We start from the raw sequence: 17,627 nt of genomic DNA on the forward strand, positions 1-17,627 counted from the left end.
TTATTTAAATACCTGTTCTTCGCGCTCTGTTATTTCATCTTCTTTCATCATTTTTCCTAAAACCCGTCGATATTCCATTGGGAAAACTTTGACAAAACAGGGAACCTCTTTTTCCCAATGATCCAAAATGTATTTAGCCTTTTGACTTTGGGTGTAAAAGAAATGTTTTTCAATCATACTTTTAAGTTCTTCAATGTCTTTGTTATCATTCAAAAGCTCTAAATCAACCATACTCAAATTGCATCGACCATCGAGCCTGCTCTCAGGATCATAAATATAGGCAAGTCCTCCGCTCATCCCAGCAGCAAAATTAATGCCAGTCTCTCCTAAAATAACAACGCGCCCTCCTGTCATATATTCACAGCCATGATCCCCAATGCCTTCGACAACGACATGAACACCACTGTTGCGAATAGCAAATCGCTCGCCAACACAACCATGAATATAGACCTCTCCCGAAGTTGCCCCATACAAAAGAACATTGCCACAAATAATGTTTTCGCTAGGATTATAGGTAGATTCTGAATACGGCTTAACAATGATCTTGCCACCGCACAAACCTTTGCCCAAATAATCATTAGCTTCGCCTTCCAAAATAAGAGTCATTCCCTGAGAGGCAAAAGCGCCGAAGCTTTGTCCCGCGGCTCCTTTAAAGCGACAAACAATGGTGTCCTCGAATAAGCCTTCATGGCCATAACGCTTTGCAATTTCTCCAGAGAGCATCGCCCCTGTTGTTAAATTAGTATTCGCAATGGGTAGCTCAATCAAAACAGATTTTTTCTTTTCAAGAGCTTCCCGTGATAGCTCAATAAGCTTGTGATCTAGCACATTTCCGATATCATGGTCTTGAGACTCCAGACAGCGCACAGCCACATTCTTTTCATGAGAAATTTGAGCGAAAATTCTTGAGAAATCTAATCCTTTAGCTTTCCAAAAATCAATCGCCTCATTTACTTCCAAAAGATCACTACGCCCAACAATTTCATCCATAGTCTTAATGCCAAGCTGGGCCAGGTATTCTCGAACTTCTTGAGCAATCAATGAAAAGAAATTTACCACATACTCTGGCTTACCACTAAAATTTTTGCGTAATTGCGGATCCTGTGTTGCAACACCCACGGAACAAGTATTCAAATGACACTTGCGCATCATCACGCATCCACAAACCACTAAAGACGCTGTCGCGAATCCAAATTCTTCCGCGCCTAACAACGTGGCAATCACAACATCCCGGCCAGTCTTCATTTGACCATCAGCCTGAAGACGAACACAACCGCGCAAATTATTTAAAACAAGTGTCTGCTGAGTTTCTGCAAGACCCAGCTCCCACGGAACACCCGCGTGCTTCATAGAAGTCAGAGGGGAAGCACCTGTTCCTCCATCATAACCACTAATGAGCACCATATCGGCATGAGCCTTAGCTACGCCAGCGGCAATCGTGCCGACACCGGCTTCAGAAACTAATTTAACAGAAATGCGTGCCTGCGGATTCACATTCCTTAAATCAAAAATTAATTGTTTAATATCCTCAATTGAATAAATATCATGATGTGGTGGCGGAGAAATCAAAGTAACGCCAGGAGTTGAATGTCGAACTCGCGCGATTTCTTCATTAACTTTATGACCCGGAAGCTGTCCCCCTTCCCCTGGTTTAGCTCCTTGCGCGATTTTAATTTGAAGCTCTTTAGCATTAACCAGATACTCAGCCGTAACACCAAAACGACCACTCGCGATCTGCTTAACGGCACTACACCGATCGTCACCATTAGGAAGCAATTGATAACGAGCAGGATCTTCTCCCCCTTCACCGCTGTTACTCCTAGCGCCGATACGATTCATGGCAATCGCCAATGTTTCATGGGCTTCACGACTAATAGACCCAAATGACATAGCCGATGTCACAAACCTTTTCATAATAGAAGAAATTGGCTCAACCTCATCAATCGAAATAGCTTTTGTTTCCTTAAATTTAAAAAGCCCGCGCAACGTGTATTGTTTTTTCGTCTGATCATTGATAAGCTGGGCATACTCTCTATAAACTTTCTCGTCATTATTACGCGTCGCTGTTTGTAATTTATAGATCGCTTCTGGTGTCCACAAATGTCTTTCCCCATCTTTGCGAAACGCGTACTGACCCCCATTGGCTAGCGTATCACCAAGGACCAAAGAATCATGCATAGCTTGCTCATAACGCGTGCTTATCTCCTTGGCAATTTCATCAAGCCCAATGCCTTCAATGTTAGAAACCGTGCCAGTAAAATATTTCTCAATAATATCGCGATTTAAACCCACGGCTTCAAAAACTTGCGCTCCTCGATAACTACGCAAAGTCGAAATTCCCATCTTCGACATAATTTTTAAAAGTCCTTTGCAAAGCGCATGAATATAATTTTCTAAAGCCCTCGTAGTCCTGACTTCTTTTTCTAACATCTTTTGTTGTGCCATATCGGCTACTGTTTCGAAAGCCAAATAGGGATTAATCGCCGTGGCTCCATAGCCTAACAAAAGCGCTATGTGCTGAACTTCTCGCGCCTCTGCTGTTTCCATAATAATGCCAACATGAGTACGCAACCCTTCATTAGTCAAATGCTGGTGGATTGCTGAAAGCGCCAATAAAGCCGGAATGGGCATCACATCTTTCGGCAGATGACGATCACTTAAAATAATCAATGAACATCCATTGCGCACAGAGGTCTCGGCGGTGTGTCGCAATTGATCCAACGCTTCTTTAAGATCCTCCCCGGTTCCTTTACGGGGAAAACCCATTTGCAAAGTCGTTGCCCAAAAATCTTTTAATTTTAGCGAACTTACGCGCTCCAGATCTTCATTAGAAAGAATCGGATGCGTCAATTTAATTAAACGCGCGTTTTGAGGAACCTCCGTTAAAATATTTCCACAGCTTCCCATAAACGTCATCAAAGACATAACAAGCTCCTCGCGAATAGGATCAATCGCGGGATTTGTAATTTGCGCAAAAAGTTGCTTAAAATAATAATAAAGAAGTTGCGGTTTTTCAGATAAGATCGCTAGCGGCGTATCACATCCCATAGATCCCACAGGCTCTTCCCCCCTGACTGCCATAGGCCCAAGAATAACCTTAAGATCCTCGCGCGAATAGCCAAACATACGCTGACGCAATATCAAAGTTGACTGATCAACCCGAAGAGGACTAATGTCACTAAAAAATCCATGCAATCCAACTTTGTTCTCTTGAACCCATCTTCGATACGGTTGACAGCGAGCATAAAAAGTCTTAACTTCTGTATTCTTTAAAACGCGTTTTTTCTTTAAATCAACTAAAATAATTTCTCCCGGACGCAAAGATCCTTTTTCAACAACATCCTTAGAGTCAATCGCCAAAACTCCAGCCTCAGAAGCCAGCACCATAAACCCATCTTTAGTCATCGTATATCGACAAGGACGAAGTCCGTTACGATCTAACAAAGCCCCAACAACATGACCATTACTAAAAGCAACAGCTGAAGGTCCATCCCAAGGCTCCATAAGTCCCGCATGATATTCAAAGAATCCTCTCAAGTCTGGACCAATAGGATATCTAACACCCCACGCCTGAGGAATCATCATCATCATGGCATGAGGCAAATCTCGTCCCCCATTAGCTAACAGCTCCAAAGCATTGTCTAAGCAAGCCGAATCGCTGCCACCAAAATCAATGATTGGTAATATCTTTTTAATGTCTTCACCAAAAAGATCCGATGATAAAGATTTTTCTCGAGATTGCATCTGCTTCAAATTTCCACGCAAAGTATTAATCTCACCATTATGTGCTAAATAACGAAACGGTTGCGCCAATTGCCACGAAGGAAATGTGTTGGTACTATAACGCTGATGGACAACGGCTAGAGCGCTCGTAAACAATGGATCTTCAAGGTCTCTATAAAAATCAGAAACCTGTGTTGCCATCATCAATCCCTTATAAACAATTGTTTGACAAGAAAAGCTTGGAATATAAAATTGATCCCCCCTAGATATTTTTTCTTGAACTTTATGCTCGATCTCTTTGCGCAAAACATATAATTTCCGTTCAAAAGTTTCAGCAGTAAGATTCTTTCCAGAAATAAAACATTGCGCGATAAAAGGCTGTTCTTGTCTGGCTTTCTCACCGAGAACATCACTGTCAACAGGAACAACTCGCCAACCTAGAAATTTTAAACCTTCTTGTTTTGTGATGTCTTCCGTCATTTCTTGACAAATACCACGTAAATCATTTGCCTGAGGCAAAAACATCATCGCGACCCCATAACAACCTTGCCGCGGCAGAGAAATCTTAAGCGCCTGACATTCTTTTTGAAAAAAATCATCCGGAATCTGTATCAAAATTCCTGCTCCATCACCAGTCTTACCATCCCCCCCAGTCGCGCCGCGATGAAGGAGATTTTCTAAAACTTTGATTGAACGAACAACGATATCATGAGACTTTCTGCCATCAATATTAACAAGAAATCCCACGCCACAGCTATCATGTTCAAAACAAGGATCATACATTCCCTGTTTTTTCATAACAAAATTATCACTCATAAATTAAATCCCTTTTTTATTTCTCCACATATTTATTCACAACAGGTAATCGACGATCTCTACCAAAAGCTTTTGGCGTAATTCTAACCCCCAAAGGTGCCTGTCTGCGCTTATATTCCATTTGATCAACAAGCTTAATAATCTTCTTGCCCAACGCAACATCACCTTTTTTTCGCTTTAAAAGCTTCAAACCATGATCTCCCTCGACATAAGACTCTAAAAATGCATCTAAAATATCATAGGGTGGAAGACTGTCTTGGTCTTTTTGTCCTTTTTTAAGCTCTGCTGTAGGAGCCCTCAGGATAATGCTCTGCGGAATCAAATCAAAGCCTTCTTTGTGATTGCGATAATCAACCAACTCATAAACTTTTGTCTTAAGAACATCTTTAATCGGGGCAAAACCCCCTGCCATGTCTCCATAAAGAGTGCAATACCCAACAGAAATCTCACTCTTGTTTCCTGTTGCCAAAACAAGATGTCCAAATTTATTAGAAAGAGCCATCAAAATATTTCCCCGAATACGTGCCTGCAAATTTTCTTCGGCAATATTTTCTTTTTGTCCTATAAATTGATTTCTCAACGCTTGAATGTAGCTTTGATAAACTGGACCTATCGGTATCTCCATAAAATTAATTCCGAGATTTTTAGCCAATCTTTGAGCATCTTTTTTTGTTTCTTTTGATGTATATTGTGACGGCATAGAGACACCCCATACATTTTCTTTGCCAATAGCGTCGCTGGCAACCACAGCCACTAAAGCCGAATCAATCCCGCCACTAACACCAAGAACAATTTTTTTAAACCCATTTTTAATAATATAATCGCGCGTTCCACAAACAAGGGCATTATAAATTTCTTCATTAGCACTTAATTTTTTATTCTTCTTTGGTTTAACAAAAACTTTTTCTTCGGATACGCTTTGCTTAAACGCGCACACACTAACAGAACTAGCTCTTTTCTTTTCCTTAACCTCAACATCAACAACAATCAAATCTTCTTCAAATGGTCGGCCTGTTGCTAAAATCTCACCCTTGGGGCTAATAACAACGCTCGCCCCATCGAAAACAAGCTCATCTTGTCCACCGACAAGATTACAATAGCAAACAAAAGATTTCATTTGCTTTGCCCGCTTAACAAGAAGTGATTGACGCTGGATAGTTTTTCCTCGACAGTACGGAGAAGCGGAAAGATTTAAAAGTATTTGAGCGCCTTTTTTAACCTGTTGAACGCACGGCCCTTTTTCTTCCCAAATATCTTCACAAATACTGACTCCGAACAAAACTCCGTTTAAAGAAAAAATAGAATTCTTTTCTCCTTTTGAGAAATGACGTTTTTCATCGAAAACCCCGTAATTCAAAAGGCATTCTTTAGAATAAATGCCTTTAATGGCGCCTCCCGAAATAACAGCGGCCGCGTTATAAAGTTTTTTATCACGGCCACAATTTACAAAACCAACAACTGCTGTAATGTTTTTTATTCTTGAAGCTACGCGGTGCAGTGCTTTTATATTATCATCAACAAAATGTTTTTTTAGCAACAAATCTTCCGGTGGATAGCCTGTAATGCTTAGCTCTGGGAAAACAACAATATCGCTATCCATCTGCTTGGCTGTTTCTATAAAGCCTAAGATTTCCTTGGCGTTTTCTTCAAAATCACCAACCGTCGTATTCCCCTGTGCTAATGCAATTCTGATTTTCTTCATCTTACCTATTTTCTATACAACAAATTTTAAAAAAAATATTATTTTTCCTTAATAATGCTTATAAAATTCTTACAAATAATACGTGCCTGAGAGCTAAGTAAAGTTCTGATTTTGTCATATCCCTCTAGAATTTCCTGGGCTTTCTTGTCTTTAGAAATATCTATAATTCCCCAATACGCCTTGATCCAGCTTTCAATCATTGGCCGATCAATTTCTACGTGAAACTGAAGTCCATAAATATTTGGCTCAAAATAAAACGCCTGGTTTGTACATTCCTTAGAGCTAGCCAAAAGTTTTCCACCCTTAGGAATATCAAAGATGTCTTCGTGCCACTGAAAGACTTTTAGCGAACGTCCTAGTCGATCAAAAAGTGGATTTTCTAGCCCATCTTGGGTTAAAGAAACATCGTAAAAACCAATTTCTTTAGTTTCAGCTTTTGTTACTTTAGCTCCCAAAGTTTTAGCCAAAAGCTGAGACCCTAAACAAATTCCTAAACAAAAAATGCGTTTCTCTGCCAACTGACGAACAAACTTATCTTCCCAGATAAGAAAAGGATATTTTTCCTCTTCGTACACATTCATTGGCCCACCCAAAATCACAACAGCGTCAATGCCCGAAAAATCTTCGGACATTGCGCTGAACTTGTCTACTTCAAGGGTCTTTGTTTCTAGCCCTTCATCTTCAAAGAACGTTTTCAATAAGCCTGGACCTTCAATATTAATATGCTTTAAAAAAAGAATCATCGTCTTGTCATTAAAGCATAAACAACATTTCCGCATAAGACGGAAGTGGCCAAATGTCTGCCGGAACCAATCCTTCTAAAGCATCAATCGGCGCGCGCAAGTCTTCCATGGCGAGTCTGGTTTTTACACCATCTCTTTTTTTGACAACAGCCTCTAGCTTGTCAACCAAACCTAAAGCTAATTCTGCTTGCTTTGTGATTTCTTTAAGCAGCTTACGCGTTGCCGTTGATTTTGTCTTATTAACAAATTCAACGCTCTTAATTGTTTCGGCAAGTTGATTCTGATACTCAATAACAACAGGTAAAATCATCGTTTTGGCCATGTCCGCCGCAAGTCGACCTTCAAAATCAAGAATGGTCTCATAGGTCTCTTTATAAACTTCATAGCGAGAATTTAACTCTATTTTAGTTAAAACTTTTTGTCTTTCGAATAACGCTAAAATTTCAGGTTTCTTTAGAATCTCTAAAGCCTCTGAGGTATTCTTTAAGTTCGGAAGACCTCTTTTTTTAGCCTCCTTAACCCACTCTTCTGTATAATTGTCCCCATTAAAGATAATTCTTTTATGCTCTTTAATAATACTCTTCAAAAGATTCTGAACAGATCCATTAAAGTCTTTTTTAGCCTTTTTATCTTTTTCTAATGTTTCGCACATCTCGTCTAAGGCATCGGCGACAATTGTATTTAGAACAATGTTTGGTCCTGCTAAATTTGCGCTTGATCCTACGGCCCGAAATTCAAACTTAGTCCCTGTAAACGCGAACGGGGATGTCCTGTTTCTATCCGTTGCGTCTCGTGGCAACGTCGGCAAAGAATCCACACCAACCTCTAACACGCCGCCTTTTTTAGATACTTTTGCTCCCCCTTTTTCAATTTGCTCAATAACATCAGCAAGTTGATCGCCTAAGAAAACAGAAATAATCGCGGGGGGCGCCTCATGAGAACCAAGCCTGTGGTCATTTCCCGCTGACGCAATCGAAACACGCAATATTTCCGCATACTTGTCAACGGCCTGAATAACAGCACAAAGCACGACTAAGAACTTTGCATTTTCATGTGGGTTGTCTCCTGGAGCTAACCAATTTTTCCCATCAGGACCGACCACAGACCAATTGTTGTGCTTCCCTGAACCGTTAACGCCCGCAAAAGGTTTTTCATGTAAAAGACAAACAAGTCCGTGCTTTTCCGCAACCTTTTGGGCAATTTCCATACAAATCATATTGTGATCAACCGCCAAATTAAGACTTTCAAAAACTGGCGCTACTTCATATTGCGAAGGAGCAACTTCATTATGTCGTATTTTTGCGGGAATGCCCAATCTCCACATCTCGCGATCAAATTCTTCCATAAAACCCATAATACGCGTTTTAATCGCTCCAAAATAATGATCCGACATCTGCTGATGCTTTGCTGGCGCTTTTCCAAAAAGAGTGCGCCCTGTCTGAATAAGATCAATTCTTTGATAATAATAATCTCTATCAATTAAAAAATATTCTTGTTCCCCGCCTAATGTCGCGTAAGCTTGTTTGCCTTTAGACTGAATACCAAACAGCTCGCCTAGACGACAAACTTGTTTTGACAATGCTTTGATTGAACGCAAAAGCGGTGTCTTTTTGTCTAACGACTCACCATGCCATCCAATAAAATAGGTTGGAATACAAAGCGTCGCGCTTTCAGGACCCTCTTTAATAAAAGCAGGGCTTGTCGGATCCCATCCTGTATAACCGCGAGCCTCAAACGTTAAGCGAAGGCCTCCTGACGGAAAACTAGAGGCGTCCGGTTCACCTTGAATCAATTCTTTTCCAGAAAACTTTAAAATAATTCCATCTTCTCCGTCTGGAGAGATAAAAGAATCATGCTTTTCTGCTGTAGTTCCGGTTAAAGGCTGAAACCAATGCGTAAAATGCGTTGCTCCCTTTGAAACAGCCCACGTCTTCATCGCATCAGCGACCTCATCTGCAATAGTAGGATCTAGCATTCCCCCTGTCCTAATTGTTTGACTCAAAGACTTATGCGCTTTCTCTGAAAGATAATTACGCATTGTTTTTAAACTAAAAACATTTTCACCAAAAAAATCAGCAACTGTTTGCACTTCTTTTTCTTTTTTCATTTTTCCTCCTCTTTAAGCTTTCCTAATCATTATTTCAAAAAGTTCTTCTTTAATAAAAACAACTCACTTCGCTATCCTATTGCCTCAGGCCCTTCCTCTTCAGTTCGAATACGAACACAGCGTGGCAAATCTAAAATAAAAATTTTCCCATCTCCAATATTACCAGTTTTAGCTCCCTTAATAATCGCCTGAACCGTTGGCTCGACAAAGTCTTTATTAACAGCAATTTCTAAGCGAATTTTTTTTAAAAGATTCACCTCATGCACAACACCACGATAAGTCTCACTATACCCTTTTTGCTGGCCGCAGCCAAGAACATTCGTAACCGTCATTTTATGTACGCCCTCTTCAAATAATGACTTCTTAACATCTGGTAACTTGTGTGGCTGAATCATCGCAATAATTAGTTTCATGATATTTTCCTCCGTCAATATAAGTTGTTTTATTGTGTTGTAAAAATCTGAAAACCTGTATAAGATTCCATTCCGTGTTCGCCAATGTCGAGACCTTTAAGCTCTTCTTCTCCGCTAACACGCAAGCCAATCGCGGCGTCAATCAACTTAAAAATAATTCCCATCACGACACCAACAAAACCAACCGCGGCAAAAACTCCCAACGCTTGAATACCAAGCTGAGTTACACCGCCTCCATAAAACAACCCATCCGCAGAAACACCTAAAGCTGCTTTGCCAAAAAGCCCAACCGACAAAGTTCCCCAAATGCCATTAATCCCATGAACAGGAAAAGCGCCAACCGGATCGTCGATGTGAAGCTTGTCTAAAAGAACAACTCCAAAAACAACTAAAACGCCTCCAACGCTGCCAATCACAATGGCTGCCCAAGGATCAATAAAAGCACAAGGAGCAGTGACCGCAACAAGACCAGCTAAAGCGCCATTCATTGCCATAGAAAGATCTGGCTTTCCGAACATTTTCCAGACAACCAACATAGCTATAATGCCTCCAGCGGCGGCTGCTAAATTCGTGTTAATCGCAACGCGTGCAATTAAACTGCCGTCCCCTATACCTAGCGTCGATCCTGCGTTAAATCCAAACCACCCAAACCATAAAATAAAAACACCTAAAGAAGCCAGCGGAATGTTGTGACCTGCAATAGCATTAGCGCTTCCATCTGGATTATATTTCCCAATACGCGGTTTTAACATCATGGTTCCGATTAAAGCAGCTGTTCCACCAACAGCATGAACAACGGTTGATCCAGCAAAATCTAAAAATCCAAAATCAGCTAACCAGCCGCCACCCCAGACCCAATGACCAACAATCGGATAAATAAAAGCAGAAATCAAGAACGAATATATCAAATAAGCCTGAAACTTCATACGCTCAGCCATGCCGCCTGCTACGATTGTTGCAGCCGCGCCACAAAAAACAGCCTGAAACAACCAAAACGCGTACAAAGGAACATCCGCTCCAGATTCAGCTCCAACTAAAAACCAGCCCTTTAATCCAATAAACCCATTGCCAACCCCAAACATAATGGCATATCCAAAAATAAAAAATCCTAAAGATGCCATACAAAAATCAAGAAAATTCTTAGTCAAAATGTTACAGGTATTTTTAGCCCTAATAAAACCAGCCTCAACCATGCCGAATCCTGCCTGCATAAAAAACACTAAAAAAGCCGCGATAAGCACCCACAAGGTATCAATCCCTGTACGCATGCTTGCTAAATCAATTAGGTTCATTTCGCCCTCCTTTTTTTAAAGGATTTTCTTTCTTAAAAAAGAAAATCCTCAAAGTTAAAGCCTAAAGATGCCACCAATGGCTTTTCACAAGGACGTCATTGCCCAAAACAAATCATTATCCTGCTCGCATCGCAGAATTAATTCCGTCAATAATTCATGTTCCATAAATTAAGACGTCATTAAAAAAGCCCGACTTCTTCCTTTCGATTCTCGTCGGAAAAATGTCGGACATCTTTGCCCAAACAAAAAAACCTCTCAACCCTTCATCGGATCAAGAGGACTTCATTGCCCTACTACTAACCTAAATATACAACATTTCTAAAATTTGTCAACAAAATCATTTCTTGCCCTTGACACTTGCCCTTGAGCACTTGCCCTTGAGCACTTGCCCTTGAGCAATTTTTGATCCTGCGAGACTTTGAGATAATTCTTCTTACTTATAACTTTTTTACCACTTTTATTCTCTAAATCTTTGCGGGCTTTTCCGGCAACACTTCCGCCAAGCCTTGCGGATTCTTTATTTTCATGCATCCCTTGAGCGTCTTTATTGCGGGGAATTTCTGTTGTTGAGGCTTCGCCAAGCATAGAGAAGATAAGCTCCAAATCATTCATATGATCCCGCAAATTCTCACGCTTTAGTTTTTTATACTTTTTGTATTCAGCAGGCGTCATATCAAATAAATGTCGCTTTGGATATCTCAGCCGTTAGAATAGCGTAATCTCCTTGCTCCTGAATGCCTCGTTTCTGCCGTTTGTCCGTTAATTCCTCGCGGATGGCAATGCCTTGCATGCGCTTCTCAATCCAAACGTCTAAATAGCCTTTTGCTTTATACAAGGCTCTTGTGCGTTTAGTGGCAAGCTCAGGATCTTCAATTTCCTTAATCCGCTCATATCCAACCCTTGCCAGCCACCGCTTAAAAGGTTCGGCTTTGAGAGAGGGGATTGACTGAATTATACGGAAAATACCCTCGGTCTTCGCACAATCCATATTATATTTTTTTCATCCGGAGCCTCTAATTTCAGTCCGTGACAATTTGTCACGACCTCGCTACCTTCCTTTTTTAAGCGTTGCTTCAGCTTTCTCCAGTATGCCCCAGAGTCAGGGCTTCCGGTCAAAGCTCCACACACGTCAACAACCGAAAACCACCACTCATCGTTATGGATTAACCGGCGTATCTGCTTGCCCTTAAAAATAGCCAACTTATGAACTGTTTCTATTTCTTTTGATTCGATTTTATTTTTTGATATTTTTATGCCCCATTATAGAGTATTCGCCAACTCTTACGGCGCTGTGCGCGCCCCACGCCCGCCAGAAGAAGAGGCGCGATTAACAGTACCTAGGACTCCAGCACCACGATTAGAACTTTCCATAAAGGTCCCTAAAGACCAGGCGCCTCCTCTCATCCCAGCGCCAACGGCGTCTATACCCGGCCAATTCGTAGCATCTGCGTTGCCCGTGTTATCTAATGCTCCATTGCCATGAGTTCCTGCGAACGCTCTTCCTGTTGTATTACCTACAGATATTGCTGCCTCAATTAAATTACCGCTCAACTCCATAATGCCGTAATACCCAGCACCGGCTGTAACGCGTCCTGTATTGCTTGCATGCCCGGCAAACATTCCCACACGACAAGGCCCGCTAAAATCATTCTCTGTCGTTACATATAAGCAATTACCCTTACCATCGGTTTTATAATTCGCGGAAGTATTCTCATTTGCCGCGCCAGAATTTGCTAACGTATACGCGGCGTCCGCACGAGTCGCGTTACCCCAGGCATATTCATTGGCAACGGGTACCAGCGGGCCTCTGCAGGCCTTTTCAAATTCAAGTTCAGTCATGGGACGTAAAGCCGCCCAATCCAAATAAGCCGCCACATCAGCCCAGGATAAATAGTTGCAGGCAATTCCTTGTCCGTCAACTGTTTCATCATAATTTGCATCAGCATCTAAGTTGCATCCGTAAACAGCCGGAACTGTATTATCTGTCCCAGCGGTTTTAATATCAAGACCAGAACGAAGAACATTCATTGCGCTAAAAGCCCCTGTTCCTGGGGCTGAACTCGGAGCCTCAGCTGTTCTGGTTTCTTGTTGATCATAGGTAAGTGTGTTTAAAAAATCACGGTATTGACCTTGGGATATTTCATATTTCATAAGATAAAAGGCATTGTAGCCTTTAGGAAAAGCGGCTGGGATAGGGCCTGCCTGATCGCCAGAATTACCTGAAGCCGTATACCAAAGGTTCCCAGCGGTTTGTGCTACGGTTAGCGCGGCTTCAGAAATTATAGATAAAGGAATGGTGGCGCCTGAGACCCAAGAGCCATCGGTAAAACTGCCTGTTTCTGTTCCTCCAGAACCAACATAAAAACTTCCGGTAGGAATATACACCATTTCAATGCCAAAGAGTTTGAAAGTTGTTGATGAGCTTTGCACATTGGCATCAGTGAGTCCATCGGCACCATAATCCCAGACAAATTTTGCAGAAGCAAAAGTTACTGTTCCAGCACCTTTAACAGCCTTTTGAATAAAAAATCCCATGCCATCAGGAGAAACAATCTCACTGCCTTGAGGCACAACAAATCCCGCAGGATTAACACCTATACTAGCCATGGTGGCATGATGCCATTCACCACTATAATAATATTTCATAAAGACCCAGGCCGCGTCATAATTTTCATCCGTGCGCCAGCTATTGTTCCAGGTAATATCAAAAGTAAACGTGAGCGTGTCGTTGGTTGTGTCAATTTTTGATGGACCGAAATTGGCAATGGCGAGACCATTGGCAAAAACAAGTGAGGGGGGGGGAAAAGAAATAAAAACGCAAACAGAAAAATGGTAAGATTTAAGAATTTCTTAAAAAACATAAAAATCTCCTTTGTTAAATATTTACCCTCTAAAGATCTTCTCGCCACAAATTCTAATTTTTCACCAAACGAAAAACAAAATAAATTCGGCCTACAAACTTACGTCATTATTTTCTGTAAGTTTAGACCTCAATCATATTCTTTTGCCAGCCCCGCGTCAAGCAGTGCCTGATTCAACAGCTTCCCTTCTCTGGCAACACCATTGGCATCCGTCGCGTGAGGCAAAAAGAAAATATCCGCGAGATAGCGGTCATATTTATCGCTCTTATGCGTTTGCACAACAATAAACGCGCAATCAACAAAGGCATCTGTTACAAAACATTTAGCCCTTTGGCCTTCTTTCGTGTTTAACTCTGGGCAATCAATCCCGCGAAGGCGTAATTTTTGACGCGTCAACGTACCAAAGCCACAATCAATCTGACTCCAAAGCGTGTCGCCGTCGATAATCTTTTCCACATAAGCCTTGAAAGTATATTGCGGTTTTTTATTTATCATTCCTGAAAGTTTTTGTGTGCGCGGCAGCTCTCGTAAGATATTAAAACCAAAATCAACAAAGATTGATTCTTTCTTGGGTTCGATGGCTACTTTTTCAGCCACCCCCAAGGTGCCCAACTCCCCTCTGCTAAAGACAAGTGTCGAAATTTTTGCTGGGTTGGTGGGCGCCGAAGAATTCGGCGCCTTCTTTTTTGTCTTTGGAATTCTAAGCGCGAGTTGTCTTTTAAGCTCGCGCGCAGAAAGGTATTTCTGCGCGCAACGGCGCTGCCACTCAAGACGTTTGTCGCTATCCTTAATGGTGAGCAGTGCCCGATAATGATTCCACCCCAATTCCGTACGCGCGTGCGGAATTGGAAACATTTGATGAAATCGTACGGAATCTCGAAGGGTCGTCTCCGCGATTTCAAGGTCCGTTGCCAATTTCTCAAAAATATGATCGCCATATCCAGCGCGATCGCTGTAATGAAGCAAATGCTTTGAAATCGCCTCACCTATTTTCCAATAGGCAGCAATCTTGGTGCGCTCAATTTTCTTTTGACTGCTTGCTATTTCACATTTGATAAACTTAGCAAGCGTTTGATACATGACCGGCAAAAGCATTTTGGGCGTAATCCTTATCCCTTCTTTTTCTTACAGCTTCTTTTGTAGCTCATCCATCAAAATAATGGACTCCGCCACCTCTTTCATGCTCTTACAAGAATTCATACTTTTCTTATGAATCACTTTATGAGCTTCTTCTTCTGCCAACCCTTGAATCCGCATCAAAACACCTTTGGCCCGTTCAATCAGCTTGCGTGTTTCAAGCGCTTCTTTGGCCTTCACCGTCTCTTCAACTAATTTTGTATTTTCAATCGCAATCGCGGCTTGGTTAGACACCATTTGAAGAACGCTCACCTCTTCTTGCGAAAAGGCATGAGGCCTCTTGGTATAAATATTAATAACGCCAATCACGCGGTCCTTAACAATCATTGGAACTGAAAGCATCGAACTCAACTGCTCTTTATCTGCAAGGTTACGATAAGCATACTTTTCTTCCATGCGAACATCAAAATACATCTTAGCTTTTTTTGCTTTCACGGCCTCGCCGGATAAAGATTTTTCAACCTTGATGTTAGGCTTTTTCTTATAATCTTCACTTAAAAACTGCGTTGCCTTAATCGAAAGCTCTTGCTTTTTCTCGTCTAACAGCATCACCGAACAAATCTTAGAATCCAACATTTCAGCCGTCACCACAACAATTAAATTTAAAATTTCATCCAAATAACTTTCTGATGTAATCGACTGGCTGACTTTCATCAATTGATCAAACTGCGCGGCCTTTTTCTTGGCTTCCGCATAAAGACGAGAATTTTCAATAACACCACTCACCTGTTTCGCGATGGTAGAAATTAAAGTCACAATGCTCTTTGAAAAATCTCTTTCTTTTTTATGCTGAACATTAATAACGCCAATAGTCGATTTCTTAAAAATAATAGGAATAGAAAGAAAGGCCTCGTATTTATCTTCAGGCAAAACATCAAAATTCTTAAAACGAGAATCTTTGTAGGCATTTTTCTTGATATGAACTATTTTACTCTCTTTGGCAACCCAACCAGTGATTCCTTCTCCAGCTTTTAATGTCACAGCGCCAAGCTCTTTTTTGTGCGGCGTTTTTGACGCCAGCAAAGTCAAGACCTTCTTTTTACTGTCAAAAAGATACACAAAAACAGAATCTGCTCTTGTGATTGTATTGATAATTCTAACAACCTCACCTAAAATAAAGCTTAAATCAAGGTCCGAACTTGTCAAATCAACAATTTTACTCAAAATCTCTATCTGCTGAGATTGAGTAATCACTGATTTCTTAGGTTGCGTTTTTTTCGTTCTTTCAATCATAATCAATTTGAGGGTCTTTTTATAAATAGCTTAGAGAATATTTTAACACAAAAAAACAAAACTTCCCTTTTCTCTGGAAACACGCTAAAATATCAATATGGAAAAAAAGATTTTAATTGTTGATGATGATCCTGTTCAAACAAAACTTTTGGCGACGAAGCTTCCAGAAAATGGATACTCTGTTTTGTCAGCTACTCAAGCGGCCACGGGTCTCCAAATGGCCATGGACAAATATCCAGATTTAATTATTCTAGATGTTATGATGCCTATTATAAATGGATACAATCTTTGTCAGCTTATTAAGAATGACCCTAAACACAAAGATATTCCCATTATTCTTTTAACATCCCGCGATAAAGAAAAAGATATCGAAATCGGTCGCGATGTCGGAGCAGATGCTTACTTAATAAAACCTGTCAGCATTCCTTCCTTGCTAGAGAAAATAAAAGAACTTCTAAACAACTAGACAATCTCATTACCCTCAACACGTTTCAAGGGCGAGGTAAATTCGCACAGCAACTTGCGTTCGCCTTGCTCCGCAAGATTGCGTGCTCATTTAAAAACTTTCGACACCCATATTCCAACATAATACGTCACAATAACAACAATCACAGCGATCAATAAATGCTCAGAAATAACATTAACAGGATTTGTCTTATCTTTTTTAGCAATATAATAGCTAAAAACACCTAAAACTAACAACCCAAAGGCAACGCTTACAAATACAGCGGGTAGCATTTCCATCAAAATAATCGGAATAACAAAAATCATAGCAAAACAAAACTTAACAACAAAAGTCGATATGGTTGCTTCCCAAATTTCTCTTTCCGTATGAACAGCTTCAGCCTCTTCCGAAAGATGAATGCCAAGGGCATCTGAAAAAGCATCTGCAATCGCAATCGTTATAATACCGCCAATCACAACCATTTTAGATCCTGTTCCTGAATAAAGACCAACAATTAACCCCAAAGTTGTAATAATTCCTGAACTAAGTCCAAAGCTAAAACCTTTTTGAATGGAATGTTTCATTTCTTTTTTTCCTTTATTTATTTTCTATCAAAAAACGGACTCTTTGATGTTGCGCTTAATGGGATTGCATACGCAACTTTGACATCTTTTCCAAGAATCCCCATCTCAAGAGCTGCTTGTCCAACGCTATACATAATACGATTATCAACGCGATGATCCATAGCCACACCCACAGCAGAACCAATCGCAATGCCTAAATCTCCTGTATTAAAAACGCATGGAATATTTTTATGCTTATCTTTTTCTGCGCAATCCTTAAAACCACACATACCGCACTTCTTTAAACCCATTGGCTTAATTATTGTGCCAGCTAAAATCATAATAGAAGAATTTAGAATATTTTGCGCGTCTCTTAAAAATCCCGGAGCATCATACCTTTCGCCCATTTCTCTTGTTTTATCAGAAAGAGTCTTGATGTCTTTAAATTCTGCGATCTTAAAAACAAACGTATCAACCCCTTTCCCCTTAGGAGCCGTGCGTGCCGCTATAATCATTTTTTGTGCAATATCTTTGAGTGATTGTTCTTTTATTTCATTTTCTTCAATCATACATCCCCCTATTAAAAGAATAA

General features: G+C 40.7%; 12 protein-coding genes and 1 pseudogene. 1 reads left to right on the top strand and 12 read right to left on the bottom strand.

The genetic code is table 11. The features are described 5' to 3' along the window. The 10 genes and pseudogenes from gltB to PHY73_00195 form a co-directional block, all read right to left on the bottom strand. The gene (gltB, locus tag PHY73_00150; protein MDD3374125.1) at positions 1-4,539 is read right to left on the bottom strand and encodes a glutamate synthase large subunit; all 4,539 of its coding nucleotides are present in this window, start codon (positions 4,537-4,539) and stop codon (positions 1-3) included. Between the two features lie 16 nt (positions 4,540-4,555). Continuing rightward, on the bottom strand, positions 4,556-6,241 hold the full coding sequence (locus tag PHY73_00155) for an NAD+ synthase (GenBank protein ID MDD3374126.1): 1,686 nt from the start codon (positions 6,239-6,241) through the stop codon (positions 4,556-4,558). Positions 6,242-6,279: 38 nt separating this feature from the next. After that, positions 6,280-6,984: a type 1 glutamine amidotransferase gene (locus PHY73_00160; GenBank protein ID MDD3374127.1), complete on the bottom strand. Its 705-nt coding sequence runs from the start codon at positions 6,982-6,984 to the stop codon at positions 6,280-6,282. Between the two features lie 10 nt (positions 6,985-6,994). After that, positions 6,995-9,091 (bottom strand): glutamine synthetase III, encoded by a 2,097-nt coding sequence (locus PHY73_00165; protein ID MDD3374128.1) that lies wholly within the window; start codon positions 9,089-9,091, stop codon positions 6,995-6,997. 71 nt (positions 9,092-9,162) lie between these two features. Then, entirely contained in the window at positions 9,163-9,504 is a 342-nt protein-coding gene (locus PHY73_00170; GenBank protein MDD3374129.1) for a P-II family nitrogen regulator, read from the bottom strand. Positions 9,505-9,533: 29 nt separating this feature from the next. Next, a complete protein-coding gene (locus PHY73_00175) occupies positions 9,534-10,796 on the bottom strand; it encodes an ammonium transporter (protein MDD3374130.1) in 1,263 nt (420 codons plus the stop codon). A gap of 318 nt (positions 10,797-11,114) precedes the next feature. Next, a pseudogene (locus PHY73_00180) lies at positions 11,115-12,014 on the bottom strand (Bro-N domain-containing protein). A gap of 63 nt (positions 12,015-12,077) precedes the next feature. After that, a complete protein-coding gene (locus PHY73_00185) occupies positions 12,078-13,442 on the bottom strand; it encodes an SUMF1/EgtB/PvdO family nonheme iron enzyme (GenBank protein ID MDD3374131.1) in 1,365 nt (454 codons plus the stop codon). Between the two features lie 344 nt (positions 13,443-13,786). Beyond that, the gene (locus tag PHY73_00190; protein MDD3374132.1) at positions 13,787-14,752 is read right to left on the bottom strand and encodes a DUF1016 N-terminal domain-containing protein; all 966 of its coding nucleotides are present in this window, start codon (positions 14,750-14,752) and stop codon (positions 13,787-13,789) included. A 30-nt stretch (positions 14,753-14,782) separates the two neighbouring features. Beyond that, complete coding sequence (locus PHY73_00195) at positions 14,783-16,027, bottom strand: GAF domain-containing protein (GenBank protein MDD3374133.1); 1,245 nt, start codon at positions 16,025-16,027, stop codon at positions 14,783-14,785. Between the two features lie 97 nt (positions 16,028-16,124). Between PHY73_00195 and PHY73_00200 the strand changes: the two genes are divergently transcribed. After that, a complete protein-coding gene (locus PHY73_00200; GenBank protein MDD3374134.1) occupies positions 16,125-16,493 on the top strand; it encodes a response regulator in 369 nt (122 codons plus the stop codon). A gap of 86 nt (positions 16,494-16,579) precedes the next feature. On the opposite strand, the gene PHY73_00205 is transcribed toward PHY73_00200, so the two are convergent. Together PHY73_00205 and PHY73_00210 are read right to left on the bottom strand one after the other, a co-directional pair. Then, on the bottom strand, positions 16,580-17,056 hold the full coding sequence (locus PHY73_00205; protein MDD3374135.1) for a hypothetical protein: 477 nt from the start codon (positions 17,054-17,056) through the stop codon (positions 16,580-16,582). 17 nt (positions 17,057-17,073) lie between these two features. Beyond that, positions 17,074-17,604 carry a DUF2148 domain-containing protein gene (locus PHY73_00210; protein MDD3374136.1) on the bottom strand — a complete coding sequence of 177 codons (531 nt, stop codon included), beginning with the start codon at positions 17,602-17,604 and terminating at the stop codon, positions 17,074-17,076. Between the last annotated feature and the right edge of the window lie 23 nt (positions 17,605-17,627).

This window comes from Candidatus Omnitrophota bacterium (genome assembly GCA_028693815.1).
Lineage (GTDB): Bacteria > Omnitrophota > Gorgyraeia > Zapsychrales > Aceulaceae > Aceula.

What these genes read in the sequence shown, in the direction of transcription:
- PHY73_00205 (MDD3374135.1), bottom strand. Translation starts at nt 17,056, where the DNA reads ATGAAACATTCCATTCAAAAAGGTTTTAGCTTTGGACTTAGTTCAGGA.
- PHY73_00185 (MDD3374131.1), bottom strand. Translation starts at nt 13,442, where the DNA reads ATGAAATATTATTATAGTGGTGAATGGCATCATGCCACCATGGCTAGT.
- PHY73_00160 (MDD3374127.1), bottom strand. Translation starts at nt 6,984, where the DNA reads ATGATTCTTTTTTTAAAGCATATTAATATTGAAGGTCCAGGCTTATTG.
- PHY73_00155 (MDD3374126.1), bottom strand. Translation starts at nt 6,241, where the DNA reads ATGAAGAAAATCAGAATTGCATTAGCACAGGGGAATACGACGGTTGGT.
- PHY73_00170 (MDD3374129.1), bottom strand. Translation starts at nt 9,504, where the DNA reads ATGAAACTAATTATTGCGATGATTCAGCCACACAAGTTACCAGATGTT.
- PHY73_00190 (MDD3374132.1), bottom strand. Translation starts at nt 14,752, where the DNA reads ATGCTTTTGCCGGTCATGTATCAAACGCTTGCTAAGTTTATCAAATGT.
- PHY73_00175 (MDD3374130.1), bottom strand. Translation starts at nt 10,796, where the DNA reads ATGAACCTAATTGATTTAGCAAGCATGCGTACAGGGATTGATACCTTG.
- PHY73_00195 (MDD3374133.1), bottom strand. Translation starts at nt 16,027, where the DNA reads ATGATTGAAAGAACGAAAAAAACGCAACCTAAGAAATCAGTGATTACT.
- PHY73_00165 (MDD3374128.1), bottom strand. Translation starts at nt 9,091, where the DNA reads ATGAAAAAAGAAAAAGAAGTGCAAACAGTTGCTGATTTTTTTGGTGAA.
- PHY73_00200 (MDD3374134.1), top strand. Translation starts at nt 16,125, where the DNA reads ATGGAAAAAAAGATTTTAATTGTTGATGATGATCCTGTTCAAACAAAA.
- gltB (MDD3374125.1), bottom strand. Translation starts at nt 4,539, where the DNA reads ATGAGTGATAATTTTGTTATGAAAAAACAGGGAATGTATGATCCTTGT.
- PHY73_00210 (MDD3374136.1), bottom strand. Translation starts at nt 17,604, where the DNA reads ATGATTGAAGAAAATGAAATAAAAGAACAATCACTCAAAGATATTGCA.